General features: G+C 69.2%; 22 protein-coding genes, 2 tRNA genes and 1 pseudogene. 9 read left to right on the forward strand and 16 right to left on the reverse strand.

Annotated features, from left to right (window positions below):
• Positions 1–47: 47 nt before the first annotated feature.
• The 8 genes from ACIRON_RS18990 to ACIRON_RS19025 all read right to left on the reverse strand — a co-directional run bounded on the left by ACIRON_RS18990 (position 48) and on the right by ACIRON_RS19025 (position 9,126).
• The gene (locus tag ACIRON_RS18990) at positions 48–623 is read right to left on the reverse strand and encodes a TetR/AcrR family transcriptional regulator (RefSeq protein ID WP_402994378.1); all 576 of its coding nucleotides are present in this window, start codon (positions 621–623) and stop codon (positions 48–50) included.
• Between the two features lie 65 nt (positions 624–688).
• The gene (locus ACIRON_RS18995; protein WP_402994379.1) at positions 689–1,714 is read right to left on the reverse strand and encodes a hypothetical protein; all 1,026 of its coding nucleotides are present in this window, start codon (positions 1,712–1,714) and stop codon (positions 689–691) included.
• Complete coding sequence (locus tag ACIRON_RS19000) at positions 1,711–2,979, reverse strand: aspartate aminotransferase family protein (RefSeq protein WP_402994380.1); 1,269 nt, start codon at positions 2,977–2,979, stop codon at positions 1,711–1,713. The genes ACIRON_RS18995 and ACIRON_RS19000 overlap by 4 nt, the downstream gene beginning before the upstream one ends.
• A gap of 23 nt (positions 2,980–3,002) precedes the next feature.
• Positions 3,003–3,875 carry a phytanoyl-CoA dioxygenase family protein gene (locus ACIRON_RS19005; RefSeq protein WP_402994381.1) on the reverse strand — a complete coding sequence of 291 codons (873 nt, stop codon included), beginning with the start codon at positions 3,873–3,875 and terminating at the stop codon, positions 3,003–3,005.
• A gap of 155 nt (positions 3,876–4,030) precedes the next feature.
• A complete protein-coding gene (locus ACIRON_RS19010; RefSeq protein WP_402994382.1) occupies positions 4,031–5,266 on the reverse strand; it encodes a PucR family transcriptional regulator in 1,236 nt (411 codons plus the stop codon).
• Positions 5,267–5,305: 39 nt separating this feature from the next.
• Positions 5,306–6,694, reverse strand: coding sequence for a flavin monoamine oxidase family protein (locus ACIRON_RS19015; protein ID WP_402994384.1), 1,389 nt, complete (start codon positions 6,692–6,694; stop codon positions 5,306–5,308).
• Positions 6,678–7,604, reverse strand: coding sequence for an alpha/beta fold hydrolase (locus ACIRON_RS19020; protein WP_402994386.1), 927 nt, complete (start codon positions 7,602–7,604; stop codon positions 6,678–6,680). Before ACIRON_RS19020 ends, ACIRON_RS19015 begins: the two co-directional genes overlap by 17 nt.
• Entirely contained in the window at positions 7,597–9,126 is a 1,530-nt protein-coding gene (locus ACIRON_RS19025) for a flavin-containing monooxygenase (RefSeq protein ID WP_402994388.1), read from the reverse strand. Before ACIRON_RS19025 ends, ACIRON_RS19020 begins: the two co-directional genes overlap by 8 nt.
• A gap of 248 nt (positions 9,127–9,374) precedes the next feature.
• Between ACIRON_RS19025 and ACIRON_RS19030 the strand changes: the two genes are divergently transcribed.
• From ACIRON_RS19030 to ACIRON_RS19060, 7 genes and pseudogenes are all read left to right on the forward strand, one after another.
• Positions 9,375–10,079: a hypothetical protein gene (locus ACIRON_RS19030; protein ID WP_402994390.1), complete on the forward strand. Its 705-nt coding sequence runs from the start codon at positions 9,375–9,377 to the stop codon at positions 10,077–10,079.
• The gene (locus ACIRON_RS19035; RefSeq protein WP_402994392.1) at positions 10,076–11,434 is read left to right on the forward strand and encodes an NAD(P)/FAD-dependent oxidoreductase; all 1,359 of its coding nucleotides are present in this window, start codon (positions 10,076–10,078) and stop codon (positions 11,432–11,434) included. Before ACIRON_RS19030 ends, ACIRON_RS19035 begins: the two co-directional genes overlap by 4 nt.
• Before the next feature lie 64 nt (positions 11,435–11,498).
• Positions 11,499–12,866, forward strand: a complete 1,368-nt coding sequence (locus tag ACIRON_RS19040; protein ID WP_402994394.1) for an NAD-dependent succinate-semialdehyde dehydrogenase — start codon at positions 11,499–11,501, stop codon at positions 12,864–12,866.
• The gene (locus tag ACIRON_RS19045) at positions 12,863–13,978 is read left to right on the forward strand and encodes a Zn-dependent alcohol dehydrogenase (RefSeq protein ID WP_402994396.1); all 1,116 of its coding nucleotides are present in this window, start codon (positions 12,863–12,865) and stop codon (positions 13,976–13,978) included. The genes ACIRON_RS19040 and ACIRON_RS19045 overlap by 4 nt, the downstream gene beginning before the upstream one ends.
• Positions 13,978–15,624: a long-chain fatty acid--CoA ligase gene (locus tag ACIRON_RS19050; RefSeq protein ID WP_402994398.1), complete on the forward strand. Its 1,647-nt coding sequence runs from the start codon at positions 13,978–13,980 to the stop codon at positions 15,622–15,624. Before ACIRON_RS19045 ends, ACIRON_RS19050 begins: the two co-directional genes overlap by 1 nt.
• A gap of 81 nt (positions 15,625–15,705) precedes the next feature.
• Positions 15,706–17,076 (forward strand): annotated as a pseudogene (locus ACIRON_RS19055) (flavin monoamine oxidase family protein); the annotation flags it as partial.
• Positions 17,077–17,228: 152 nt separating this feature from the next.
• On the forward strand, positions 17,229–18,032 hold the full coding sequence (locus ACIRON_RS19060; RefSeq protein WP_402994400.1) for an MBL fold metallo-hydrolase: 804 nt from the start codon (positions 17,229–17,231) through the stop codon (positions 18,030–18,032).
• Positions 18,033–18,182: 150 nt separating this feature from the next.
• On the opposite strand, the gene ACIRON_RS19065 is transcribed toward ACIRON_RS19060, so the two are convergent.
• The 7 genes from ACIRON_RS19065 to ACIRON_RS19095 form a co-directional block, all read right to left on the reverse strand.
• Positions 18,183–18,256: transfer RNA gene (locus tag ACIRON_RS19065), tRNA-Met, on the reverse strand.
• 154 nt (positions 18,257–18,410) lie between these two features.
• A tRNA-Met gene (locus ACIRON_RS19070) sits at positions 18,411–18,484 on the reverse strand.
• A 54-nt stretch (positions 18,485–18,538) separates the two neighbouring features.
• Positions 18,539–21,436, reverse strand: coding sequence for a UPF0182 family protein (locus ACIRON_RS19075; protein ID WP_402994402.1), 2,898 nt, complete (start codon positions 21,434–21,436; stop codon positions 18,539–18,541).
• Complete coding sequence (locus ACIRON_RS19080; RefSeq protein ID WP_402994404.1) at positions 21,433–22,023, reverse strand: PPA1309 family protein; 591 nt, start codon at positions 22,021–22,023, stop codon at positions 21,433–21,435. Before ACIRON_RS19080 ends, ACIRON_RS19075 begins: the two co-directional genes overlap by 4 nt.
• On the reverse strand, positions 22,020–23,066 hold the full coding sequence (locus ACIRON_RS19085; protein ID WP_402994406.1) for a PDZ domain-containing protein: 1,047 nt from the start codon (positions 23,064–23,066) through the stop codon (positions 22,020–22,022). The genes ACIRON_RS19080 and ACIRON_RS19085 overlap by 4 nt, the downstream gene beginning before the upstream one ends.
• 33 nt (positions 23,067–23,099) lie before the next feature.
• Positions 23,100–23,336: a hypothetical protein gene (locus ACIRON_RS19090; protein ID WP_378724551.1), complete on the reverse strand. Its 237-nt coding sequence runs from the start codon at positions 23,334–23,336 to the stop codon at positions 23,100–23,102.
• 35 nt (positions 23,337–23,371) lie between these two features.
• Positions 23,372–23,809 (reverse strand): molybdenum cofactor biosynthesis protein MoaE, encoded by a 438-nt coding sequence (locus tag ACIRON_RS19095; protein ID WP_402994409.1) that lies wholly within the window; start codon positions 23,807–23,809, stop codon positions 23,372–23,374.
• Positions 23,810–23,865: 56 nt separating this feature from the next.
• On the opposite strand from ACIRON_RS19095, the gene ACIRON_RS19100 reads away from it, so the two are divergent.
• A complete protein-coding gene (locus tag ACIRON_RS19100; protein ID WP_402994411.1) occupies positions 23,866–25,200 on the forward strand; it encodes a zinc-dependent metalloprotease in 1,335 nt (444 codons plus the stop codon).
• Positions 25,201–25,279: 79 nt separating this feature from the next.
• Positions 25,280–25,819 (forward strand): NUDIX hydrolase, encoded by a 540-nt coding sequence (locus ACIRON_RS19105; protein ID WP_402994413.1) that lies wholly within the window; start codon positions 25,280–25,282, stop codon positions 25,817–25,819.
• Here ACIRON_RS19105 and ACIRON_RS19110 read toward each other — a convergent pair.
• On the reverse strand, positions 25,816–26,643 hold the full coding sequence (locus tag ACIRON_RS19110) for a helix-turn-helix domain-containing protein (RefSeq protein WP_402994415.1): 828 nt from the start codon (positions 26,641–26,643) through the stop codon (positions 25,816–25,818). The two genes, ACIRON_RS19105 and ACIRON_RS19110, sit on opposite strands and share 4 nt — an antisense overlap.
• Positions 26,644–26,676 lie beyond the last annotated feature (33 nt).

Consider the following 26,676-nt stretch of genomic DNA (forward strand, 5'->3'; position numbering starts at 1 on the left):
AGCCCGGTCCGTCTCGGCCAGGCGCCGAGACGGACCGGGCACGGACCTCAGTCGAGATACGCCGCCAGCATGGCGGTGGCCGTGGCGGCCTCGCGGAGCACCAGCTCCTCGTCCCCGTGCGTGATCAGCTGCATGTTCAACCCGTCGACAAGCCCGAGGACGACCCGGGCCACCGTCTCGACCCGATCCTCGGGAAGCGGGGGCTCGGCCGCCCTCAGGAAGCCCTTCCAGGCGTCGAGGTAGACGTCGTACTGACGGCGGGCCAGCGCCTGGTCGTTGCGCTCGGCCCAGAGCCAGATCTCGAGCTGGGCACGGTTGGCGGCGGGCTGCGACGCCGCCCGGCGAATGGTCTCGTTCAGCAGCTCGGCGGAGATGTCAGCCGCGGTCTTCGCGTCGAGAACCTTGGCCTCGAGGTCCGCCCGCACCGTCTCCTCGAGCTGCTCGAAGATCGCCCAGAGCAGGTTCTCCTTGGTCTGGAAGCAGTAGTGGAGCGTGGCCAGGGGCGCATGAGCCTCTTCGGCGATCCGCCGGGTCGTCGCACCGTCCACTCCGACACGGGCGATGACGACGATGGCAGCCTCGATGAACTGCTGCCGTCGCACTTCGGTGGGAATGTGGGCCACGACGCCTCCGGGTGATTCGACTTAGTCGTTTGAACAAGTCAAACCCTAGCAACCCCGGACACGGCTCAGCCCATCCGCGAGCCCTTGCTGGCCAGCGCCGAGACGGGAAGGTCGAGGAGCGTACGGAAGCCGGGCTCCACCGCGACCACGGCCGAGACCGCATTCGCCGCCATCGCCACCGTGGAGAGGAAGCTCTCGTAGCCGCCCGGCGCGTTGACCTCGATGGTCTGCTCACGCCCCACGATGGTGAGGGAGTCCCCGCGGGCGATCTCGTCATCGGCCTCGAAGATGCCGAAGCGGGTCACGAGCTCCACGACCACCTCCCCCGCCAGCACTCCGCGTGCACGATGGACCACGCCGGCGACGGTGCCGGCCGGGACACTCACGTGGTCTCCCGACCTGTCGGCCATCGCCAGGAGATCCCGCTCGACGGGGTCGACCTCGATCCTGTCCAGTGTCCACTCCAGGCCGCGCGCCAGCGCCGCGATGCTCTGGTCGAAGCCGACGTGCCCCATCACCTGCCCCGCCTCGCGCCGGGCATCGAACTCCGCGGGAGCCAGGCCGAGACCGAACTTCTGCAGGATGGCTCCATAACGGCTCATGTCGGCCGTACGCCGCACCGAGATCCTCTCCACCCCGGTGGTCAGGCCGCTCAGCACCAGCGGAAGCGTGTCCATGAGCATCCCCGGGTTGCACCCCGTGCCGAGCACGGATACGTCGTTCTCCCGGGCCACGGCGTCGAGCCGGGCCACGGTCTCCGGATGACGGAGCTCCGGGTCGCGCAGCTCCTCACAGATGGAGACCACGTTCGTGCCGCGCGAGAGCAACGCGACCAGAACCGGCTCGATGCCCTCGATCCACGACGACGTCGCCACCACGGCAACATCTGCCGCGGGCAGTGCCTCGAACCCGGAGACGATCGGCACCGCCGGCGCTCCGGGCACGAGCGAGTCGAGACCGACGCCGGCCAGCTCGGGGCGGATGTCCACCGCACCCACGAGCTCGCAGTCGGTACGCGGGGCGAGGGCTTCGGCGATCGCCAGGCCGGTCGCTCCGAGCCCGACGACCGCGACCCTGGTCGGCGCCGTCATGCGTTCACACCAGCCTGACGAAGGACCTTGTCGAGCGCCTCGGCGGTCGCCTCGATGTCGGCGGTGCCGTGGGCCGCGGAGAGGAAGACCTTGCCGGAGGGCATGAACAGGAACCCCTGCCGCAGCATCCCGTCCAGGATCTCGCCCCACTGGCCACCGGTCCCATGGAGCCCGGTGTCGCCGCCGTCCGGGACGTACTGGAGGAGCGAGCCGACGCGGTTGAGGCTGCCACCACCGGGCGCGGCACCGAGGACCGCACCGACGATGCGCTCGAAGTCCGACGACACGGACTCGAGGCGCTCGTAGACCGCCGGATCGGCCAGCGCCCGCATCGTGGCCTCGACCGCCGCCAGGGCGATCGGGTTGGAGTTGAACGTGCCGGCATGGACGACACCGTCCGTGACCTGGTCGACCAGGTCGGCCCGGCCGACGACGGCGCTCTGGGTGAACCCGCCGGCCATCGCCTTGCCGAACACGGACAGGTCGGGGCGGACGCCGTACCTCTCGGCAGCACCGCCGCGCGCGATCCGGAAGCCGGCGATGACCTCGTCGAAGATCAGCACGACACCGTGCCGGTCGCAGAGCGAGCGCAGCGTGGGCAGGAACTCCGGCCCTGGCGCCTCGACCCCGCCGTTGCTCAGGATCGGGTCCACCAGGACCGCGGCGATGTCTCGCTCCACGGCCTCGCCCATCAGGCGCTCGGCCATGGCGACGTCGTTGAACCGCGCGACGATCAGGTCCTCGAGCCCGGCGGGACTCTGCCCCCTGCTCGCCGGCGCGGCCGGCCGGTCGGCGTCGGCCTCCTCGAGCCCGGCGTACACCGAGTCGTGCCAGCCGTGGTAGCTCCGGGCGAACTTGAGGACCCTGCGCCGGCCGGTGGCCGCCCGAGCCAGGCGCAGCGCCACCTGGACCGCTTCGGTGCCGGTGTTGCTCCACAGCAGTCGTTCGCCGTGCGGGACGGCGTCGAGCACGGCCTCCGCGGCGAGGTACTCCAGCTCGTGACCGGTGCCGACCACCTGCATCCGCCCGGCCACGTCGCGCACGGCCTCGACGATCCGGGGGTCGCCATGACCGAGGACGATCGGCCCCCAGGCCATGACGAAGTCGACGTACCGGTCCCCGTCCAGGTCCCAGACGTGTGCACCGCGAGCCTCGCGGACGAAGAGCGGATGGGGTCGCATCGCGGCCCGCAGACCCGATCCGACTCCCCCGCCCACGCTGCGCCGGGCCCGGTCGAAGGCGGTACGCGAACTCTCCAGTGCCACGTCGATGTCCTCGATCCGCGTCGTCAGCCGTCGAGGCCGAGGTGGTCGCCGAGGTCCGCGTAGTCCACCTGCCACAGGCCCGGGGAACCGATCGGGTACTGCGAACGGAAGCCGAGGAGGCGCTGCACGCGCGGCGAGAGCGACTTCGCGACCTCCAGGTCCACGAGGAACGGGTAGGCCTCCTCACCCGTGAGGAACCCCGGGTTCAGAGCGAAGGCGACGGCGCGGCGGAACTCGTTGCCGGACCTGTTCGCGCCGCCGCCGTGAACCGTCTTGCCGCTGAAGAAGAGAGCGTCGCCTGCCTCCATCTCCGCGGGGACGGTGGCCTCGGGGGTGCCGCGGTCCTCGTAGTCGTCCCAGTGGTTGCTGCCCGGGATGACGCGGGTGGCGCCGTTCTCCTCGGTGAAGTCGGTGAAGGCGATGAGGAAGTTGAGCGCGACCTCAGGCCCGGCCTTGCCCATCCCGATGAACGGGAACCAGTTCTCCAGGTCGCGGTGGAGCATCTGGGCGTCGTTCCCGGGGCCGATCTCGATCACCTGGGCGGTGGTCATCCAGTAGGTGCCCGACTCCTCCAGGAAGGTCGCGTCGCACAGGTCGTGCACCAGGTCCTTGTCGATGATCTCGTCCCGGAAGGTCGGGCTCAGCGTGACCAGGTTGGTGAGCCGCTTGGTGTTGTTGCCGTGGAACGCCTGGACGATCTCGTTCTCGTGGGTCGACCCCGGCCGGAGCGCCTCCATGGCCGGCTCGACGTCGGCGTTGAACCGGTCGATCTGGTCCTGGGTCAGGAAGTTCTTGAGGATCACACCGCCGTCGCGCGCCACGATCGCGAGGATCTCCTCCACGGAGGCATCGCGCGGCACGGACTGCAGCGACTGGACATCGGGCGTAACGGTCATGACTGGCTCCTTGGATCGGACTTGTTCAAATGACTGTATCATTTGATCATGTGACGCGGAACACCTCTTTTCGCCGTCGACAGAGCCCCGGCGAGCCCACGGCACCGCGGTCTCGGTGGACGTAGCCGGGCCGGGGATCCGGGCGGCGCAGGGCCCTAGGAGGGCGCGATCACCGCGAGGTCGGGCGCGACCTCGAGCACCAGGAGAGCCGCGGCCACATGGGTGGGGTTGTCCTCCACCTTCACCACGGACAGCTCGTTGGCGCGCGAGACCCGGCGCTCGACGGTGTTCCGGTGGGCGTAGAGACTGGCGGCCGCCCGGGTCGTGTTGAAGCCGCACTGGACGTAGGTGAGGAGCGTCTGCCGCAGCACGTCCTCCGCCCCCGCCAACGGGCCGAGGGTCTTGGTGACGAACCGCTGCGCACTGGCCCGGTCCTTGGTCAGGGTGTCGATGAGCTCGACCGCGGCGTACTCGGTGAGGCGCCGGTCGGAGCCGAGCCGGACGATCATGGCCTGCGCCGCCAGGGCGTCCTGGTGGCTGGACCTGAACCCTTCGAGCCCGTCCCCGGGCCTCCCGACGGCCGTCTGGACCAGGTCGGCCCTCCCCAGGATCTTCTCGACAGGATGCAGGTCCGGGGCGGCAGGAGCCGACAGCCAGACCCAGCGAGACGTCGTGCTGGCCCGCGCCACCAGCGACGTACGTCCCGGCGCGGTCGAACGTACGGCCGCGACCGCCTCCTCCAGGGCGTCGACGTGGTGTGGGTCATCGGTCCACAGCACGAGCGCCTGGTGCCAGCGCGCCAGGCGATAGTTCAGGCGCATCTCCGCGAAGTCGTCGGGCACGGGGGCGCCGCCGGCGATCAGCTGGATCGTCGCGACGGCCTCCGCATCCGCGTCGGTGACCGCGTTCGACCCACTGGCCTCGCGCAGCGCGGCGAACCAGTCGAGGGCGTACTGGGCCATCGACTGCGCCACGATGTCCAGAACCCCCACGAGGACAGCCGGGTCGTCACACTGCGCCAGGCACTCCTCGAGCCACCGGCGCCAGGAGACGGCCAGCCCCGCCCTCCACCCGGCCACGAAGTCCGGCGCGATGCCCCGGGAGGCGAGGTCGCGGAAGTAGGCACTCGTCCGGGACCCGAAGTAGGGGTCCACCCGACACCCCGGTCGTTGGATGTTCGAGGTGAGCCACTGCACGAGATCGGCGCGGTTGGCCTGCCGGTCCTCCGTGACCAGCGAGGCGTCCGAGGCGAGCGCAGGGTCGTTCTGGGCAGTGAGCGCCGGCCCGGTGAGCGCGTCCGTCAAGCTGTCCGCATCGGCCACGAGCCGCTGGCACACAGCGCGGATCACCTCGGCGACCTCAGGGGTCGGCGGTGACCACAGCTGCTCCATGATCAGCAGTCTGCCCCGTTCCGGCGCGCCCGGCGACACCTAGGCGAGGGCTCCTGCCTCAGCCCGGAGCCGCTCGGCGACCTGCTCGGCCGCGCGCTGTCCGGTGAGGACGGCGCCGTTCATGGACCCGGTCCAGTCTCCGGCCGTCTCGGTACCCGCCCAGTGGATCCGCCCATGGGGCTCGGTCAGGGCGCTGCCGTATCTCGTCGATGCATGCGGGGCCACGACGGGGTTCGGACCCCCTGAGGCGAACGCGTCGATGTTCCAGCGGTGGTCGATGTAGTCGATCGGACTGGCCGCCTCCGGGCCGTACAGGTCGCTCAGCTGTCGCACGACCAGATCGCGTCGAACCTCCGGAGCATGGGCGTCGAACACGCGCGGGTCGCAGAACACCATCATGACGCCTGGGCCCGCAGGGTCCGGTGAGACATCGAAAGTGATGAACACCGTGCCGGTGTCGGTCACTCCCTCACCCGAGAGTCCCGCGGCCCGCCAGAACGGCTTCTCGTAGGCGACGAACGCCTTGCTCAACCTGCCCAGGCCCCAGGACCCGGCAAGTCCAAGCGCTCGCTCCGGCAGCGCAGGCTCGAACTCGATGTCGGCCCGGTGCTCAGTGGCCGTCGTGACGATCGCGTACTCGGCCTCGATCCGTGCCGTGTCCGTGAAGACCGTGACGCCGTGGTCGTCCTGGGCGATGCGGCGGACGGGGGCGTCGGTGACGACACGGTCGCCGAGCCGCTCGGCGAGCCGGATGGCGATCTCCTGCGTGGTCTGGACGTACCGCTCGTCCTGCATTCCGTTCTCCGCGTCGAGCATGTGGTCGATTCCGCCGAAGGCACGGATGGTGCGCAGCACGTGCAGCAGCGAGACGTCGCTGGGCTGGCACCCGAACTCCACCTTGGTCACGACGGTCATCATGGCGCGAGTGCTGGCCCGGGCGCGCTTGCGATCGAGCCATTCCTCGAACGAGATCGCATCGAGCTCGGCGGCTCGCGGGGACTCCCACGGGGCATCGACGTCGATGGTCGCCGCCAGCTTGTCCAGGGCCATCTGCACACGAGCCATGTTCACCAGCGCGACAGGTGAGAGCTTGGGGATGGTGCCCTTGTAGGTGCGCCGCTTGCCACCGAACCACAACGTGTTGCGGCCCTCGGCGAACTGACGGACCGTCGTACATCCGACCTGCTCGGCGAGCTCGCGGATCGCGGTGTGACGCTTGGACACCCAGGTTCCCCCGAGGTCGACCCGGACTCCGGCCACCTCGCCCGAGAACACCCGGCCACCGACCCGGTCGCGACCTTCCAGGACCAGGACAGAGGCACCCGTGCTCGCCAGGCGACGTGCGGCACTCAGCCCGGCGAAGCCGGCACCGACGATGACGACGTCGACGGACATGGTCTCGTTGCCTGTGTCACGAGATCTCGACATGGTTTCCTCCTGCGCTCACTCGGTCGGCATGACCTGAGATGTATCGGGTGATCGGTTCGACAAGGTCCTCGGGGAGGTGGTGTCCCATCCCGGGGATCACGACGTGCTGCGCCGAGGGGATCGCGTCCGCGGTGGCGACGCCGCCGCTCGGGGCGACCATCAGGTCGCGGTCACCATGGATGACGAGCGTGGGCGCCGTGATCGTACGCAGCTGGGCGGTGCGGTCGCCGGAGCGCTGGATAGCCTCGATCTGGCGGGCCACGCCCGCGGCCTGGTCACCCGCGCTGCGGTCCCATCCCCGGGCGGCGATGGCAGCCTCGGCGGCATCGTCGATGGGGTACGCGGTCCCGGCGATGTGTTGGGTGATCCGCAGGTGGGCGCGCACCGCGTCGGTGCGGGTCTTCGCATCAGGGGAGACGACGAGGAGCCGGATCGTCGACCTCGCGGGCTGTCCGACCTTGGTCGAGCCGGTGGTCGAGTAGATGGAGGTCAGCGACAGGACGCGCCCGGGTTCGGTGGCGGCGATCGTCTGGGCGATCATGCCGCCCATGGACCGTCCGACCAGGTGCGCCCGGTCGATGCCCAGGTGGTCGAGGACGCCGACGCAGTCCTGGGCCATGTCGGCCAGGGAGTAGGCGTCCTTGCGCGGACGGGCGAGGACCTGGCGCCAGATCGCCGGCGGCGGGCTCGACACGAAGGTCGATCGGCCGACGTCGCGGTTGTCCATCGTGATCACCCGGTAGCCGCGGGAGACCAGCGACTCGACGAAGGACTCGCCCCAGAAGGTCTGGTCCTCCCCCAGCCCGGCCACCAGCAGGATCACCGGGTCGGTCTCGGCGCCGCTGTCGCGGAAGCAGACTCTCGTCCCCGAGGCGAGGTCGGCGAACTGGTCCACAGCCGTCTCAGACATTGGCCACCCTCCGCTCCGAGGATGCCTGCGTCGACCCCGCGTTGCCGAAGGTCAGGTGCTCGTCGTGGACCGGGCCACGGAGGGCCTTGGCGTCCTCCTGGTAGGACATCGCCATCCGCCACGGCGCCGACGAACCCTGCTTCGGCAGGTGCTTGGCGCCGCGCCGGGCGTAGCCCGACTGCAGGTCCATGACCGGCCGCTGCTGGATGCCCTTCTCGGCGACCGGCACGGCGTACTCGTGGCCGTGGGCGTCCATGTGCTTGACGAGGTCGATGAAGTAGCGACACATCAGACTGACCTTGAGCGTCCATGAGGACGTCGTGTAGCCGATCGCCATCGCCCAGTTGGGAATGCCGCTCAGCAGCATCCCGCGGTAGGCGAACGACTCGGTGATGTCGACGTCCTTGCCGTCGACCGCGATGGGCATGCCGCCGAAGAGCTGCATGTTGAGGCCGGTGGCGGTGACGATGATGTCGGCCTCCAGCTCCTGGCCGGACTCGAGCAGGATGCCGGTCTCGGTGAACCGGTCGATCTTGTCGGTGACGACCGAGGCGTCTCCGGCCTTGATGACGTCGAAGAAGTCACCGTCGGGCGCCAAGCAGAGACGCTGGTCCCAGGGGTTGTACGGCGGGTTGAAGTGCTTGTCGACGTCGAAGCCCTCGGGGAGCCGCTTGAGGTTCTCGCGCCGGATGAAGCGCCGACCGGCCTTCGGGAAGGCGCGCAGCCACTTCACGACGGCGCGCTCCATCCAGATGTTCTTGAACCGAGTGACGGCATAGCCGCGCTTCTCGCCCAGCAGCTTGGTGAGCGTGAGCGCGAGACCGTCGACCCGAGGCATGGACATGACGTACGTCGGCGTGCGCTGCAGCATCGTCACGTGCTCCGCAGCGCCGTCGCCCTCGAGCATCGCCGGCACCATCGTGACCGCGGTCGCGCCGCTGCCGACGATGACGACCTTCTTGCCGCTGTAGTCGAGGTCCTCGGGCCAGTGCTGCGGGTGAACCACGGTGCCGCCGAAGTCCTCATGGCCGGCGAACTCGGGCGAGTAGCCCTCCTCGTACCGGTAGTAGCCGGTGGCGGCGAAGACCCAGCGGGTGCGGATCGCCTTCGTGGTGGTCGTGCCTTCGGCGTCGGTCACCTCGACGGTCAGGCTCCAGCGGGCGTCCTCGGTCGACCACTCCGCCTTGACGACGCGGTGGCGGTGCCTGATCAGTGCGGTGAGGTCGTTCTCGACGACCGTCTCCTGCAGATAGTCCTTGATGAGGTGGGCGTCCGCGATGGCGTTCTCGTGCAGCCACGGCTTGAACTCGTACCCGAACGTGTGCAGATCGGAGTCCGAGCGGATGCCCGGGTAGCGGAACAGGTCCCACGTACCACCGATGTTGTCGCGGCCCTCCAGGACGACGACGGACCGGCCGGGGAGCTCCCGGCTGAAATAGGTCGCGGCTCCGATCCCGGAGATTCCCGCGCCGATGATGACGACGTCGAACTCCTCGACCGCCTTCGACACCTCAGTTGTCATGCCGCCCAACTCCTCGCTGTTCCGATACCGATCTCTCCACTGTCACGACCGGTGTCGTCGGTCACAACGACAGGCCGCACCTGCTTTCCCGGGCCGAGGTGCACCGTGCACCGACTTTCGCCGGATGCTGCTCCAACCCGGGCCGAGCCATTGACAGGTCATGTGACCCACCACACACTCGATCAGATGATCAAGTCTATTGATCCAAACGCTTCGTGTCTCCCCGATTCACGAGAGGAATCAAGACGATGAAGGAACTGCTCTTCCTGGTGGCCGATCTGTGGTTGATGGCCACGTGCTGGATCTTCGGGTTCAAGATGCTCCGGAACTACGGCAACCACCTGCTCACCCTCGAGTACCTGGTGGTGGCGGTGTCATCCACGAACTTCCTGGCCTGGTCGCTGCTCGGCGGCGACGAGAACAGCCCGATGTACCACCTGGCGTACGCCCTCGACGCGTTCTCGCGCTCGTTCGGCTTCACGCTCATCCTGGTCATCGGCCTGCTGACGGTGACCCACGGCTACAAGCCGCCGCTGTGGGTCGAGGTCGGCGCGACCGGGCTCGCGATCGCGGGCGCGGTGGTCCTCGGACGCATGCACAGCGACGTCCTCGAGTACGACGCCCAGCACCTCGGTCTCGCGATCTTCTACGTCGCGACGAACCTGCTCACCACGGCGTTCCTGGCCTACTTCACCATGAGGGTCTGGAAGACCGGAGCGACCGGGATCGCCGTCCTGACCGGTCTCGCCACCGCGGCCGGCACGTACGTCGCGCTCACCTACGACTTCTTCCCGTACCCCTTCGACGACGCGAACCGCACGATCTTCTACACGGTCGCGCTCACCGTCTGGGGCTGCCAGGGCGCCGCCTACTACTTCGCCTACCGAGCGATGCACCGCCACAACGTCGCGACCGGAAGGGTCGCGACCCAGCCGATGGAGGCCCGGGCATGAGTCAGGACATGAGCACGGTCGACCTGCACACCTTCAGCGGCTGGATCGACCCTCCGACCGAGCGTCAGCCCGCGGTCACCGGCGAGGTCACCTGCGACGTCGCGGTGATCGGCGGTGGCGTGGGCGGCATGGGGACGGCCCTGCGTCTCGCCGAGCGGGGCCAGGACGTGGCCCTGATCGAGGCGGAGTTCTGCGGCTACGGCTCCAGCTCGCGCAACGGCGGCCACATCTCCGGGGCGCCCGGTGGTGACCTGCGGATGCTGAAGCTCTTCTACCCCAAGCAGATGAAGGGCATGGTCCTGCTGGCCGACCACGCCGCGGAGTACCTCGAAGGCCAGATCCGCGACCACGAGATCGACTGTGACTACGTCCCCAACGGGCTGTCCTTCGGCGCGATCTCACCGATCCAGATGCTGCGGGTGAAGACCTGCGCCAAGATCCTGAAGGCCGCCGGGGGTCGCGGCCAGGTCGGGACGGCCGAAGAGCTCGGCATCCCGCGTGCGTTCCTCGGCGGGATGCGCGAGGGCGTCGGCGGGATGCTCAATCCCGGCAAGCTCTGCCGCGGCCTGCGCGGCGCCCTCGTCGCCTCCTCGGCGAGGGTCTACGAGCAGAGCAGGGTGAGCGATGTACGCCGCCGGGAGGACGGCAAGGTCGTCATCACGACGCCGGGCGGCACCGTGATCGCGAACAAGGTCGTGCTCTCCACCAACGCCTACTCCGGCGAGTGGGACATCACGCCCGAGCGCCTCTCGATCCCCGCGTGGATCATCGAGGTGGAGACCGAGCCGATCGACCCCGAGCGGATCGAGGCCCTCGGCTGGAGCAGCCGCACCGGCGTGCTCAGCCAGCACCAGATCATGGAGCACTTCCGCGTCACCGAGCAGAACACGATGGTCTTCGGTGTACGCCGACTCGAGCGCGGCACCAGCTATCCCCTGCCCAGGGACAAGGCACCGGACCCCGGTCTGGTCCAGGAGCTCGCGGACGCGTTCCACACCCGGTTCCCGTCGCTGGCCGACGTCAAGGTGGCCCGGGCGTGGGGCGGCTGGATCGCGATCACGTCGTCCTGGATCTCCCTGGCCGGCAAGCTCGCGGACAACGTCTACTACTCCTGCTGCTGCAACGGCCACGGCCTGGCGCAGGCGCCATACGTCGGATCCCTGATCGCCGACCACATCGTCGACGGAACGATGCACGAGGACCTCGAGTGCATCTGGCTCGACAGGCCGAAGTTCCCGCCGTTCATGATGATGGGCAGGGCCGGACTGCGCACGATCTGGGCGCTGGACCGCTTCAACGACCTGTTCAACGGTCACAAGCGCCGCGCCCGTCGCGCCGCGGCCGACATCTCCTGAACGCCCCAGCAACGACGACGAGCGGGCGCGTCCTCGGCGCGCCCGCGGAACAGGATCAACGCTCATGACGAACATGTACTCAGTGGTCGACCCGGCGACGGGCGACGTCGCGGCGCAGTACCCGACCGCGACCGACGAGACCATCGACGGAGCACTCGACTCGGCGGTCCGAGCGCACTGGGAATGGTCGCGGAGCACCACCGTCACGGATCGCGCGAAGCTGCTGCGCGACGTTGCCGACCTGCACGACGAGCGCGTCGACGAGCTCGCCGCGATCATCCACCGGGAGATGGGCAAGCCGCTGGACCAGGCGGTCGGCGAGGTGGAGTTCAGCGCCGCGATCTACGCCTACTACGCCGACAACGCGGAGAGGTTCCTCGCCGACGAGCCGATCGACCTGCTCGAGGGCGAGGGGTCCGCCCTCGTCCGACGCCAGCCCATCGGCGCGCTGCTCGGGGTCATGCCGTGGAACTACCCCTACTACCAGGTCGCCAGGTTCGCGGCCCCCAACCTGGCCCTGGGCAACACCATCGTGCTCAAGCACGCGCCGCAGTGCCCCGAATCGGCAGCGGCCCTGCAGAAGATCTTCACCGACGCCGGCTTCCCCGAGGGGACGTACGTCAACGTGTACGCCACCAACGAGCAGGTCGCCGACATGATCGCCGACCCCCGGGTGCGGGCGGTCTCGTTCACCGGCTCCGAGCGTGCCGGCGCGGTGATCGCCGAGACGGCGGGGCGGAACCTGAAGAAGGTCGTGCTCGAGCTCGGCGGCTCCGACCCGTTCATCGTGCTGTCGACCGACGACCTGGACGCCACCGTCCAGGCCGCGCTCGAAGCCCGGTTCGAGAACACCGGACAGGCCTGCAACGCCGGCAAGCGGTTCATCGTCGCGGACGAGCTCTACGAGCCCTTCCTCGACCTGTTCACGAAGGGCGTCCTCGCCCTGGCCGAAGGCCTTGCTCCGCTGTCATCGGTCGCGGCCGCCGAGCGCCTCGAGGAGCAGGTCCACCGCGTCGTCGCCGACGGCGCGACCCTGGTCAGCGAGGGCGAGCGCGAGGGCGCGTACTTCCCGCCGGGCGTCCTGACCGAGGTGTCGCCGACCTCCCCGGCTGCCCGCGAGGAGCTCTTCGGCCCGGTGGCGACCGTCTATCGGGTCGCCTCCGAGGACGAGGCCGTCGCTCTGGCGAACGACACCCTCTTCGGCCTGGGCTCCTACGTGTTCACCACCGACGCCGAGCAGGCGATGCGGGTCGCCGACCAGATCGAGGCCGGCATGGTCTTCGTCAACGGCGTCGGCATCGAGGGCGTCGAGCTGCCCTTCGGCGGCATCAAGCGCTCCGGTTTCGGCCGGGAGCTCGGCCGCGCAGGCATCGACGAGTTCGCCAACAAGAAGCTCATCCGCGTCACCCCGGGAAAGGGACAGCAGTCATGACCATCGAGTTCAACGCCGCAATCTTCAGGACGCCCAACACGCCGATGACCATCGAGACCGTCTCGATCCCGTCGACCCCGCCGCCGGGCGACGTACTCGTGCGGATGAAGGCGAGCGGCCTGTGCCACAGCGATCTCCACGCGATCCTCGGCGAGTGGGAGGTTCCGACTCCGATGATCCTCGGCCACGAGGGCTCCGGCATCGTCGAAGCCGTCGGCGAGGGCGTGACCGGGGTCGCGGTCGGTGACCACGTCATCCTCACCTGGACCCCGTCGTGTCGCCGGTGCACCTACTGCGTCAGCGGCCGCCCGGTCCTCTGCGACCAGGTCGCCGAGCACTCGGCCAACCACCTGTCCTTCGACGGCAAGACCCGCATCACCGCCGCGGACGGCGAGGAGGTCTACAGCTTCGCCGGCGCCGGTACGTTCGGCGAGTACGCGATGGTCCCCGAGTCAGGCGCCGTCCCGGTTCGTCAGGATGCGCCGTTCGAGCAGGCGTCCTTGATCGGCTGCGCTGTCACGACCGGTGTCGGCGCGGCGGTCAACACCGCCGACGTACGCCCGGACGAGACGGTGCTCGTCTTCGGCTGCGGCGGTGTCGGCCTGAACGCGATCCAGGGCGCCCGCCTGGTCGGCGCCCGCCAGATCATCGCCGTCGACATCTCCGACGCTCGGCTCGAGCAGGCGCGCCACTTCGGCGCGACCGAGGTCATCAACTCGGCGGACGAGAACCTCACCGAACGCATCGCGCACCTGACCGACGGACGGGGAGTCGAGGTGGCCATCGAGGCGATCGGTCTCCCGGCCACCATCGAGGCGGCGTACGCGTCGCTGGCCCGCGGCGGCCGGGCGATCGTCGCCGGTCAGGTCCCGGACGGCCTGACGATCACGATCGACCCGTTCGTGATGTCGGACTCCGAGCTGAAGCTGATCGGCTCGAACTACGGGTCGAGCCGCCCGGCCATCGACTTCCCTCAGCTCGTCGACCACTACATGCACGACCGCATCGACCTCGACTCGCTGGTCACCCGGGTGATCAGCCTCGAGGAGATCAACGACGGGTACGACGAGATGAAGCAGGGCCTCGGGATCCGATCGGTCATCAAGTACTGATGTCGGCCGCGATCTCGAGCACGATGCCGGACGAACCGCTCTCGTTGGGCGGCCTGCTGCGGTACGCCGCGGACATGCACAGCGGGTCGCGGGTGACCACCTGGACCGGGTCCGGGATCCACAGCCGCACCTACGCAGAGCTCGGTGAGCGCGCCGCACGGGTTGCCGGCGCGCTCACCAGCCTGGGGGTCGGCGCCTCCGACCGGGTCGCCACCTTCATGTGGAACAACAACGAACACCTGGAGGTGTACGCCGCCGTCCCGGCGATGGGCGCGGTGCTCCACGCACTCAACATCCGGCTGTTCCCCGAGCAGGTGACCTTCATCGCCAACCACGCCGAGGACCGGGTCGTGTTCGTGGACGGCTCGCTCGTGCCGAGCTTCGCGCCCCTCCTCCCGGAGATGCCTACGGTGCGCCACGTCGTGGTCGTGGGCGGTGACCCGAGCGCACTCGTCGCTCCCCCGGGCGTCACCGTCCACGACTACGAGGAGCTGCTCGCGGCACAGCCGCCCTCGTTCGACTTCCCGATGATCGACGAGCGCTCCGCGGCCGCCATGTGCTACACCTCCGGCACCACCGGCGACCCCAAGGGAGTCGTCTACTCGCACCGCTCGCTCTACCTGCACGCGTCCTACGTGACGACTCCCGCAGCGATGAGTCTGTCCCCGGAGGACACCTGCCTGGCCGTCGTGCCGATGTTCCACGTCAACTCGTGGAGCCTCCCGTTCGCCGCATTGATGTCCGGCGCTTCGCTGCTGCTGCCCGACCGGTTCCTGCAGGCCGAGCCGCTGCTGGCGCTCATGGCCGCCGGTCGCCCCACCCGTGCGGCCGCGGTCCCGACGATCTGGTCCGGCCTCCTGGCCCGGCTCGAGGAGCACCCTCAGGACATCAGCCACTTGCGCGAGGCCGTCGTCGGCGGCTCTGCCGTCCCGCCGTCGCTGATGCGTACGTTCGAGGAGAGGCATGGTGTCAGGATCCTGCACGCCTGGGGCATGACAGAGACGTCGGCCGTGAGCGCGGTGGCGCGTCCGCCGGCCTCCGCCCGGGGCGAGCAGGCCTGGCGCTATCGGGTGACGCAGGGCCAGTTCCCGCCCCAGGTGCGGCACCAGCTGGTCGACGACGCCGGAGAGGTCCTGCCTCATGACGGCGAGTCCGTGGGCGAGCTCCAGGTACGCGGCCCCTGGATCACCGGCGCGTACCACTCCCCCGCCGCAGGAACGATCGACGATCACTTCGACGACGGTTGGCTGCGTACGGGAGACATCGGCACGATCACCCCCGACGGCTACCTCACCCTGGTCGACCGCGCCAAGGACGTCATCAAGTCCGGCGGCGAGTGGATCTCCTCGGTGCAGATGGAGAACGACGTCATGTCGCACCCGGATGTGGCCGAGGCCGCCGTCTTCGGGGTCCCCGACGACACCTGGGACGAGCGGCCCTGCGTCGCGGTCGTCTATCGGGAAGGAATGACCACCGACATCGCCTCGTTGCGCACCCACCTCACCGGCAGCTGGGCGAAGTGGCAGCTCCCCGAACGCTGGACAGTCCTCGGCGAGGTCCCCAAGACGAGCGTCGGCAAGTTCGACAAGAAGGCTCTACGTCGGCAGTACGCAGCCGGCGAGCTCACGGTCGTCGAGGTCCGCTGAGGATGACCTCCTCGAGCCTGGCCCGATCCTGCCGCAGCCGCACCGAGAACGTCGTACCGTGAATTCAGCCGTACGACGCGAACGGAGGTGCCCGCGATGCCCGATGTCGACGTGGTCGTGGTGGGAGCCGGCCTGGCCGGCCTGAGCGCGGCCCGCAGGCTCACTGCTGCCGGGAAGTCCGTCGTGGTGCTGGAGGCACGGGACCGGGTCGGCGGTCGCACCGAGGGCGGAATCCTCGAGGGGCACCCGATCGAGCTCGGCGGCACCTGGATCGGCGAGGGTCACACCGAGATGTACCGGCTCGTCGATGAGCTCGGCCTGGAGACCTTCCCGACCTGGAACGACGCCGGAGAGATGCTCGTCGATCTCGGCGGCAAGCAGTCCCGGCTCGGCCCGCAGAAGGGCGCGACGCCCAAGTTCAACCCGATCGCCCTGGCCGACCTCGCCCAGGGCCTGGCCCGCTACGAGAGGCTCGCGCGCGGCGTCGACGTCGATCGTCCCTGGGCCCATCCCAAGGCCGCGCTGCTGGACGGGCAGACCTTCGAGTCGTGGATCCGTCGCAACCTGAGGACGCCCACCGGGCGTTCCTACTTCCGGGTGCTGACCGAGGCTCTCTACTCGGCCGACGCCGCCGACCTCTCCCTGCTCCACACGCTCTTCTACACGATCAGCAACGGCGATCTCGAGACGCTCGCCTCCACCGACAGCGGCGCCCAGAAAGACCGCGTCGTCGGTGGATCGGTGCTGGTCTCACAGCGACTCGCCGTGGACCAGGACGTACGGTTCGGGTCGCCGGTGGCCCGCATCGACCAGCGCGGCGAAAGCGTCAGTGCCATCACCCGCGACGGCGAGACCCACACGGCGCGACATGCCCTCCTCACCCTGCCGCCGACCCTCGCGGGGCGGCTCGACTACGACCCGATCCTTCCCGCCGGCCGCGATCAGCTCACGCAGCGCGTGCCGGCCGGAACGGTCGTGAAGTGCTTCGCGGCGTACCCGAAGCCGTTCTGGCGCGAGCGGGGACTCAACGGTCAGGCGATATCCGACCGCGGCCCGGTCAAGGTCACCTTCGACGTCTCCCCGCCCGGCGCGGAGGTCGGCATCCTGATCGGCTTCGTCGAGGCCGGCGAGGCCCGCAGCTGGCAACGTCTTCCCGACAACGAGCGCCGCCGCGGCGTCCTCGACTGCTTCGTGCGCTACTTCGGGGGCGAGGCAGCCACACCGAGGTCGTACGTCGAGAAGGACTGGAGCGCCGAGGAGTTCACCCGCGGCTGCTACGGCGCCGGCTTCGGTCCCGGCGTCTGGACGAACTTCGGACCGCTGCTGCGCGAGCCCGTCGGACGGATCCACTGGGCCGGAGCGGAGTACGCCACGGAATGGAGCGGCTACATGGAGGGAGCAGTCCGCTCGGGCCACCGGAGCGCCGACGAGATCCTCGCGGCCCTGGCATGACCCAAGCCTGTTCAGGACTCGAAGATCTGCTTGAGCTCGGCCAGGTCCGGCACCGTGGTCGGGGTCTGCGATGTCGGTGGCACGAAGGGACTCGTCTTCGACATCATCAGCGGTAGTCCAGATGTCCTGGCCGAGATCAAGGAGGCACTCACGTGAAGGTCCACCACCTCAACTGCGGCACGATGCGCCCGGTCGCCACGCCCGGCGACCTGGTCTGCCACGTACTTCTCGTCGAGACGGGGAACGGCCTCGTGCTCGTCGACAGCGGATTCGGTACGCAGGACGCGGCCGACCCGAAGGGGCGGTTCGGCGAGGCACGCTTCTTGATCCGACCGGCGTTCGACGTCTCGGAGTCGGCCGTCGAGCAGGTCGCGCGGCTGGGCTTCGACCCGCAGGACGTACGCCACGTCGTGCTCACCCACTTCGACGCCGACCACACCGGCGGGCTCGCCGACTTCCCCTGGGCACAGGTGCACCTGACCGCAGCCGAGAACTTCGCCGCGCTGCACCCCCAGGGCGCCGTCGAGCGAGGCCGCTACCTGCCCAGCCAGCGTGCCCATGGTCCGGTGATCGTCGAGCACACACCTGGCGAGGGCGAGTCCTGGAGGGGGTTCGCGGGGGCCAAGGAGCTCACCGAGATCTCCGCGGGCCTGGTGCTGATCAACCTGCCGGGCCACTCCCGCGGCCATGCCGCCGTCGCCGTCGACGCCGGTGACCACTGGGTCCTGCACGTGGGTGACAGCTTCTACCACCACGGCCAGATCGACGGATCCGGCCACGCCCCGCGCACCCTGACCCTGATGGAACGCCTCATCGCGCACGACCGGAAGAAGGTCCGGGCCAACCACGAGCGCCTCACCGAGCTCTGGGCCGCCTCCTCCCCCGACCTCGTCCTCGTCAACGCCCACGACCCCAGCCTGCTCCGCCGCGCCATCGCGCGCACCACCCCAGCCTGAGTTCCGGGCCTACCGCCCCGAGCAGGTAGTCCCAGACGTACGAGCCCATTACTTGCCGGTAAGCGGGCGCGAACGTCTGGGACTACCTGGCCGGTGGAGCCGGAAATACACGAAGGCCCGGACCTCTCGGTCCGGGCCTTCGTTTCGGAGTAGCGGGGACAGGATTTGAACCTGTGACCTCTGGGTTATGAGCCCAGCGAGCTACCGAGCTGCTCCACCCCGCGTCGCAAGAACAACTCTACCCGCGAACCGAACCGAACCCCAATCCGGGCGTCCGGGTCGCGACAAGCCCGAAGCCAGCGCTACCGATGAGCAGATGCAGATCGACCCCGAAATCACGAAGGCCCGGACCTTTCGGTCCGGGCCTTCGTCTTGGAGTAGCGGGGACAGGATTTGAACCTGTGACCTCTGGGTTATGAGCCCAGCGAGCTACCGAGCTGCTCCACCCCGCGTCGCAAGAAGAACATTACACGCGAGGGGAAACGATCCCCTAATCGGAGGTGCTCTCAGCCTCCCGAGATGAGATCGGCGGCCTGGTCCACCTTGTCCTGGGCCTCGGCGATGAGGCGCTCCCGCTCGGCGTAGTCGCCGGCCTTGCCGGCCTCGTCGGCCTGGGCGAAGAGGGCGCGGGCGTCCTCGAGGAGCTGACCGGCCTCACCCCCGGAGCCGTTGGCCGGCGGGGTGGTCTCGGCCGGTTCCTCGTCGGGATCGGACGCCGTCGGAGGCGTCGGCTCGGCACCGGTGAGCGCGACCTCGAGGGCCTCGTTCAGCGTCGTTCCGTAGCCGACCCGTCCGTCGTAGGAGACCAGCACGAAGGCCAGCTGGGCATAGCCCGAGGTCGAGGCGGTCGCTCGCCGGGCGTAGATCGGCTCGACGTACAGGATGCCGTTCTTCGCCGTCGGGTACGTCACGACCTGGCCCCACACCGGCGCCGAGCCGGAGCGGTTGAAGGAGGCCACCTCGTCGGCGATCGCCTTGTCCGTACGGAACTCGTTGGAGACCATTCCCGGACCCTGGGTGTCGTCGGGGAAGCCGGTGGTGATCCGGATCTTCCCGTAGTTGTCCGAGGTGGCGTCCGAGTCGACCGACATCATCGCCGCCAGGTTGGGACGGTTGTAGGGCACGAACGCGGAGGTCAGCGACCAGCGCGCCGTGCCGGAGCCGTCGTCGAGGAACATCCGGTAGGGGGTCTGCTGGTGGTTGTCGTCGTTGGGGTCCTCGGGCACGGCCCAGCGCTCGTTGCCGGAGAAGAAGACGTCCGGGTCGGAGACGTGGTAGCGCGCCAGCTGGTAGCGCTGCACCTTGTAGAGGTCCTCGGGGTAGCGAAGGTGCTCCAAGAGCTCCTTCGGGATCGACGACTTCGGCATCACGGTGCCGGGGAAGGCCGCCTCCCACGTCTGCAGGATCGGGTCGGCCTCGTCCCACTCGTAGAGCGTGACCGTGCCGTCGTAGGCATCCACGGTCGCCTTCACCGCGTTGCGCATGTAGTTGATCTCGTCGGTCGGCAGCGTCTGCACCCCGGCCGAGGTCTGGGTGGCGTCGTCGGTCATCGAGGCGAACGAGTCACGCGCGGCCTGCGGGTAGCGGTCGGTGGTGGTGTAGCCGTCGACCACCCACTGGATCCGGCCGCCCACGACCACCGGGTAGACGTCGTCGTCCAGGGTCAGCCACGGCGCCACCTTCTGCACCCGCTCCTTCGGAGAGCGGTCGTAGAGGATCTCGGAGTCCTCGGTGACCCGCGAGGAGAGCAGGAAGTTCGTGGAGCCGAACTGGATGGCGTACATCAGCTGGCGGAAGTTGGACCCGATCGGGATGCCGCCGGCACCTTCGTACGTCGTCCGGGTCTCGCCGTCCTCGGAGTTGTAGTCGAGCTCGACCGCGGCGCCCTTGTCGGCCTTGCCGACGATCGAGTACTCCGGCGAGTCCTCGCCGAAGTAGACCTTGTCCTGGAACTTGCCCTGCCCGGAGGTCAGGTCGTGCTGGCCGGTGCGGTCGCCCTCGGCCCACTGCATCTGGTTCGACTCGGTCTTGTCGTCGGCGCCGCGCATGTTGGCGTAGGAGGCGATCACACCGTTGGAGTGGGTGTAGACCGTGTGCAGGTTGGTCCAGGTGCGGTCGGAGTCGGAGATGCCGGCCTGGTTGAGCTCGCGTACGCCGAGCACGACCGCCCGCTCCTTGCCGCCGACCTCGTAGGTGGAGATGTCCAGCGGCTCGTGCACCGAGTAGTAGGAGCGACCCTGCTGGACCTGCTCGAACTCGCGGTGGACCACCGCGGGGTCGACGATCGGCAACGAGGAGGCGGTCTCGTCGAGCTGCTCGGGCGAGGCGCCGTCGGCCTCGGCCTGCGAGGTGTACTCGGTCACCTCGAGGTCGTCCTTGGCGATCCCGTAGGCGTCCTGGGTGGCCTTGATGTTGGCCGCCAGGTAGGGCTTCTCCTTGTCCTGCTCGCTCGGCCGGACCTGGAAACCCTGCACGACCGCGGGCCAGATCATCCCGATCAGCAGCACCGAGATCGCGAACAGCGAGATCGCGATCGAGGGCAGCTGCCAGCTGCGCCGCCACATGTTGAGGATGAACAGCACGCCACAGATCACCGCGATGGCGAGCAGGATCTGGTTGGCCGGGAGCACCGCGTGCTCGTCGGTGTAGGTCATCCCGTCCAGGCGCGGCCCGGAGCCGTTGACCAGGTCGTAGCGGTCGACCCAGTAGTCGAGCCCCTTGACCAGCAGGATCAGCCCGAACATGGCGCTGAGCTGGATCTGCGCCGAGCGGGTGAACCGGTCGCGCTGCGCGGTGAGCCGGATCCCGCCGTAGACGTAGTGCACGATCATCGCGCCGATGGTGCCGAGGATCAGCCCGGTCAGCGCGAAGTTGACCAGGTAGTGCCACCACGGCAGGTCGAAGACGTAGAAGCCGATGTCCTTGCCGAAGAACTCATCGGTCTTGTCGAAGTCGCGCCCGTGGCGCCACATCAGGTACGTACGCCACTGGCCCGCGCCCGAGAAGCCGGCGAAGATGCCGGAGACGCCGGCGATACCGATCAGCAGCCAGGTGCGGATCGGGGCGATCGCGTCGCGGTAGCGGTCCAGGCCACCGATGTCGTCGGCCGGGTGGAAGTAGGGACGGGTGCGGTAGGCGAGCGCCGCGGGCAGCCCGATCATGATCGCCATCAGCACGAAGAAGATGACGAAGAGTGCCGTCCGCGTCCAGAAGACCGTGCCGAAGACGCTGCTGAAGTCGATCGCGTCGTACCACAGCGCGTCGGTGTAGATCGCGGCGAAGGCACTGATGCCGAAGAAGAGCACGATGACCGAGACGGCCGAGATCGCCAGCCATCGGTTGCGGCCGGTGCTCTGTGTGCGCGCCGGCGCCTGCGCCGGGTCGTCGTCGTCGAACAGACTCATTCCTCACCCTCCGGGTTCTCCTCAAGAGTGACACGCAGCAGTTCGAGGAGCTCGGGGACCAGGTCGACGCCACCGATGACCGACTGGTCGTCGTCGTGCGCCTTCAACCGCAGGGCACAGTACGTGGCGCCAGCACGTGTCGCGCCGGCCACGATGCGTACCTCTTGCCGGTCGGGGTGCGCCTTGGCGAACTCCGCGGCCGCCTCGGCGTCGTCGGGGATCTTGCCGTCGGCGTCGGGCGGCAGCACCAGGCGCTCGACGACCGCCGCACAGCCGGTGACCCCCTGGGGCCAGGCGGTCGTCTGGAGGACCTCCTCCAGCTGGGTCGTCACCGGGACCTGGTCCTGCTCGATCGGGGTCAGCGACCCGTCCTGGTCGGGAGCGTCCAGGCCCATCATCGTGGCGAGCGCGGGCTCGGCCCGGACCAGCGCGGCGGTGTCGACCAGCGCGAAGAGCCGCGCCGGCCCGTCCCAGCCCTCGCCGGCGACGTGGGACTCGATCTCGAGGACGGCCGCGGCCAGCGCGGGGTCGGTCTCCAGGTCGAGACCTCGGCTGAGTTCGGGCGTGGGCTCAGGGGTGTCGTTCACTTCGTGCTCCCACAGGTCGGCAGCTTGGCATTCGGGTCCTCGGTCCAGGTTTCGATCGCCTTGATGGCGTCGTCGAGAGTCTCCACGCGGGTCAGGCGCATGTCACCGTTCTCGGCGCCCTCGACGTCTTGGCAGTTGCCGGCGGGCACCAGGAAGAGCTCGGCTCCGTCCGAGGCCGCACCCGGGATCTTCTGCTGGATCCCACCGATCGGGCCGACGTTGCCGTCACCGTCGATGGTGCCGGTGCCGGCGATCTTCTTCTCGCCGGTCAGCGGCCCCTCGGTGAGGGTGTCGTAGACCGAGAGCGCCATCATCAGCCCGGCGCTCGGTCCGCCGATGGCCGGATCGAGGGTGATCTTGATGTCGTAGGGGAACTCGTAGGTCGCTCCCAGCGAGACACCGATGAAGGCCTTGCCGTCCTTCTCACCGGTCTTGATGGTCTCGGTGAGGGTCTTGCCCTTGCGCTCGATGGTCAGCTCGATCGTGTCCCCGGGCTCGGCCTTCTGCACCTCGGCGACGACCTCTTCGGGGGTGTCGACCGCCGTGTCGCCGACCTTGGTGATCACGTCGTCGGCCTTCAGCTTGCCGGCAGCCGGCGCGTCCTCGCTCACCTCGGCGACCGAGACCTCGTCGACGTCCTCGCCGAGCCTGGTGAGCGCTGCCGCGATCGCCGCGTCCTGAGCGCTGGCCATCTGCACCTGCCCGGCCTCGCGGTCGTCCTCGACGGTGCCCTGGTCGGGGTAGGCGACCTCGCGCGGATAGACCGCCTCGGTGTCGCTCATCCACGCGCCGAGCAGGGTCCAGAGTCCGAGCCGAGCCTCGCGGGTGGTCTCGGAGACCGTGGTCATCCGCAGCTGGCCCTTGTCGCGGTAGCTCGGGCGACCCTCGACCTGGACGATGTCCTTGCCGTCGAACTCACCCAGGACGTTGACCGTCGGCCCGGGGCTGTAGATCGTGAACGGGAGCGGGACGACCCAGGCGATCACGATCAGGGCAACCACGAGCGGCAGGGCGACCAGACCGGCCAGGGTGCGCTGTGTCATAGCGTCACCTTCTCATTCGAGCCCAAGTGGACCCTAAGAGGCGTCGCGGTTGACTCGGACCGCGACTCCGGTCGACCTGTCGGGCGGCGGCTGAGGCGCTGCGTACCTTCTCGAGCGCTCGCGCGTCTTCTCCTTCTCGAGCGCGACGCCGAGACGGCGTACGACCTCTTCCCGGTCCTGCTCGCGGCCCTCACGTCCGAGGAACGCGACCCAGGCCATCGCCAGCACGGTGATGACCGCAGAGGGTACGAGCCAGAGCAGGATGTCCACGTACGCAGCCTATTTGGTGGCGCCTGGGCCGCGCATCAGGGCGCGCCGACCCACTCGTCGGTGCCGTCGGTGAAGACCTGGTGCTTCCAGATCGGCACCTCGGCCTTGAGGGTGTCGATGAGGTCGCGGGAGGCGGCGAAGGCCTCGCCACGGTGGCCGGAGGCGGTGGCCACGATGACGGCGATGTCGCCGATGTCGAGGTGGCCGGTGCGGTGGACGGCGGCCACACCCGCGACGCCGTGGTCGGCAGCCACCTTCTCGGCGACATCCGCCAGGCGGGCCAGGGCGGTCGGATGGGCCTGGTAGTCGAGGCCGGTCACGCCCTTGCCCCCGTCGTGGTCACGTACGCGGCCGACGAAGAGCGTCACCCCGCCGGAAGCGTCGTCGTCGAGTGCGTCGAGCACCTCGGTGACATCGAGAGGGGTCTCCCGGATGTCGAGAAGCTTGACGGCGCCATTCTTCGGTTCAGCCATGGGACCACACTAGTGCTTGCTGACAGCGGGCTTCCGTAACCGCGTAGGCTGGACACATGAGTCAGACCCCAGGTGGCCCCGACGAGCCGGAGGAGCCGGAGAACCCCTTCAAGGGCACGCCCTTTGAGGCGTTCTTCGGTGGTTTTCCTATCGGCGGCGTCGGTGGAGGCCCCGGCGGCATGCCTGACCTGAGCCAGATCTTCGGTCAGATCCAGTCGCTGCTACAGCCCTATGACGGCCCGCTGAACTGGGACGTCGCGATGGACCTCGCCCGCAAGGTCGCCGCGTCCTCGCCCGACCCGACGCCTTCTCAGCGGCAGAAGGACGCCGTCGCCGACGCGATCCAGCTGGCCGACCACTGGCTGGAGGAGACCACGTCGTTCCCCTCAGGCGTGAAGTCCGCCACCGCCTGGTCGAAGGCCGAGTGGCTGGTCAACACCCTGGATGCGTGGAAGCCGCTGATCGAGCCGGTCGCCGCCTCTACCGCGGCCGCGATGAGCGGCCAGCTCCCCGAGGACATGAAGGCCCAGATGGGCCCGATGATCGGGTTCGTCGGCAAGGCGATGGGCGCGTTGTACGCGAACCAGGCCGGCACCGGCCTCGGCCATCTCGCCGGCGAGGTCATCTCCGTCTCCGACATCGGCATCCCGCTGACCGAGCCCGGTCAGGCCGCGCTGCTGCCGGTCAACGTCGAGCCCTTCGCCGAGGGCCTGGGGGTCAGCACCGACGACGTGCTGCTCTTCCTGGCCCTGCGCGAGGCCGCCCACCAGCGGCTCTTCGCCGGCGTGCCGTGGCTGCGTGACCACGTGGTCGCGGCCGTGACCGACTACGCGCGCGGCGTCGAGCTCAACATGGAGGCCATGCAGCAGCGCATCGAGGAGCAGATGCGCGGCCTGGACCTCTCCGCCATGCAGGACCCGTCCCAGCTGCAGAACATGTTCGAGGAAGGCATGTTCGAGGTGCCCGACTCGCCCGCCCAGAAGGCGGCGTTGGAGCGGCTCGAGATCGTGCTGGCGCTCGTGGAGGGCTGGGTCGACGAGGTCGTCGCCCTGGCCACCGCCGAGAGGATGCCGGTCGCGGCGCAGCTGCAGGAGGCCGTACGCCGCCGCCGGGCCGCCGGCGGTCCGGCCGAGCAGACCTTCGCGACCCTGGTCGGCCTCGACCTCCGGCCACGACGGCTGCGCGACGCGGCCGCGCTGTGGGGATCGCTGCGCACCCGGCAGGGCATCGAGGCCCGTGACGGCGTCTGGATGTCCCCGGCGCTGCTGCCCACCTCGGCCGACCTCGACGACCCGCTCGGCTTCCGTGAGGGCGCCGAGGCTCCCGATGTCGACTCGATCGACTTCGACGCGGAGCTCAAGAAGCTGCTCGGCGGAGACGCTGAGGAGTGAGCGAGCGCCAGCGAGCGAACCACGAACACAACACGCCGCCGCGTCCGTACCCTGGCGCTTGCGCGACGGAGGTGGCGGCGTGAGTCTGCACGCTGACGCGCTCGCGACCCTGCGGGCGTGGGACGCTCCGTCCGCTCCCCAGGAGACGCTTCGGCAGCGCTATGTCACTCATCTCGAGGCAGAGCCGACAGGGGTGTTCAAGTCGTGCGTCCCCGACCACCTGACGGCCTCGTGCCTGGTGCTCTCCGACGACGGTTCCTCGGTGCTGCTGACCCACCACCGCAAGGCGCGGCGCTGGTTCCAGTTCGGTGGTCATCTGGAGCAGGGCGACGCGACCCTGTGGGCGGCCGCCGCCCGTGAGCTGCGTGAGGAGTCCGGCGTGCCGGGCCTGGTGCCGCTGCCCGGGTTGGTGCAGCTCTCCGAGCACCCGGTGCCCTTCTGTGCTCCGTCCGGGGACGTCCACCATCTCGACGTACGCTTCATGGCCATCGCTCCCGCTGGTGCGGTCCCGGCCGTGAGCGAGGAGTCGCTGGACGTACGTTGGTGGCCGATCGACGGCATCCCTGATCCCGAGCCGGAGATGATCGAGCTCATCAAGCTCGCCCAGGCGCGTCTCTAGCGCAAGCGGGAGCCGGCCGGGGTCGTCCCGAGCGCCGTGTGAGCGGTCGGCCGCCGGCCGGCGGCAAGCGCTGCGGGTGGCTCGCCGGCATACCTGACGGCCTCGCGGGTCAGGTGGCTCTGGTCCGCGTAGCCGTGCCGGGCCGCCACCTCGGCGATGGGCAGCCGGCCGAGGTCGGCGGCGGCCCGCTCGAAACGTACGACGCCGGCGGCCGCCTTCGGAGTGAGCCCCACGGCCCGCTGGAAGCAGGTCGTGACGTGGCGGTGGCTCCATCCGGTCTCGGCCACCAGGTTCCCGATGTGCGCCTGGCCTCCGGACTCCGTGATCCGGTCCCATAGCCACGACACCATCGGATCGGCCGGTTCACCGGCTCGCGCCAGCAGGGCGGACTGGACCAGGTCGAACCTGCGCCGCCACGTACCGGCCTCGTCGAGCTGCTCCGAGAAGGACGTACCGAGCTCGGGGATCAGGTCCTCGACCCCGGTCACCCGAGCGGCGACCTCACGGCCCGGGACGCCGAGCAGCCGGCCGACGCCGAGCGGCGTCAGGTAGACCTGCACGCACGCGTGGCTGCGCCCGGACCTGGTCGAGACCGGACCGGGCATGAAACCGGCCAGGAACGACCCGTACGTCCCCACCCCCTTCCCCGCGGCGACGTCGACGATCTCGAAAGGGTCGCCGAAGGAGAGCACCAGCGGCAGCAGCGTCCCGGCGGGCTGGCGACGCTCGAGCGGAACGGCCGACCGCTCCCGGAAGCCGACGACGCCCGCCACCAGGCCTCGCAGGCCGGGATGGGTCGGCTGTCGTACGATCTCGCGGGTCACGCCCGTCATGGTCCGATCATGGCCGGTCGATTT

The organism is Nocardioides sp. NPDC101246 (genome assembly GCF_044767415.1).
Classification (GTDB): domain Bacteria; phylum Actinomycetota; class Actinomycetes; order Propionibacteriales; family Nocardioidaceae; genus Nocardioides.

Coding starts and splice junctions, on each gene's coding strand:
- ACIRON_RS18995 (WP_402994379.1), bottom strand. CDS start 1,714: ATGACGGCGCCGACCAGGGTCGCGGTCGTCGGGCTCGGAGCGACCGGC.
- ACIRON_RS19005 (WP_402994381.1), bottom strand. CDS start 3,875: ATGACCGTTACGCCCGATGTCCAGTCGCTGCAGTCCGTGCCGCGCGAT.
- ACIRON_RS19010 (WP_402994382.1), bottom strand. CDS start 5,266: ATGGAGCAGCTGTGGTCACCGCCGACCCCTGAGGTCGCCGAGGTGATC.
- ACIRON_RS19015 (WP_402994384.1), bottom strand. CDS start 6,694: ATGTCGAGATCTCGTGACACAGGCAACGAGACCATGTCCGTCGACGTC.
- ACIRON_RS19020 (WP_402994386.1), bottom strand. CDS start 7,604: ATGTCTGAGACGGCTGTGGACCAGTTCGCCGACCTCGCCTCGGGGACG.
- ACIRON_RS19025 (WP_402994388.1), bottom strand. CDS start 9,126: ATGACAACTGAGGTGTCGAAGGCGGTCGAGGAGTTCGACGTCGTCATC.
- ACIRON_RS19030 (WP_402994390.1), top strand. CDS start 9,375: ATGAAGGAACTGCTCTTCCTGGTGGCCGATCTGTGGTTGATGGCCACG.
- ACIRON_RS19035 (WP_402994392.1), top strand. CDS start 10,076: ATGAGTCAGGACATGAGCACGGTCGACCTGCACACCTTCAGCGGCTGG.
- ACIRON_RS19040 (WP_402994394.1), top strand. CDS start 11,499: ATGACGAACATGTACTCAGTGGTCGACCCGGCGACGGGCGACGTCGCG.
- ACIRON_RS19045 (WP_402994396.1), top strand. CDS start 12,863: ATGACCATCGAGTTCAACGCCGCAATCTTCAGGACGCCCAACACGCCG.
- ACIRON_RS19050 (WP_402994398.1), top strand. CDS start 13,978: ATGTCGGCCGCGATCTCGAGCACGATGCCGGACGAACCGCTCTCGTTG.
- ACIRON_RS19075 (WP_402994402.1), bottom strand. CDS start 21,436: ATGAGTCTGTTCGACGACGACGACCCGGCGCAGGCGCCGGCGCGCACA.
- ACIRON_RS19085 (WP_402994406.1), bottom strand. CDS start 23,066: ATGACACAGCGCACCCTGGCCGGTCTGGTCGCCCTGCCGCTCGTGGTT.
- ACIRON_RS19095 (WP_402994409.1), bottom strand. CDS start 23,809: ATGGCTGAACCGAAGAATGGCGCCGTCAAGCTTCTCGACATCCGGGAG.
- ACIRON_RS19100 (WP_402994411.1), top strand. CDS start 23,866: ATGAGTCAGACCCCAGGTGGCCCCGACGAGCCGGAGGAGCCGGAGAAC.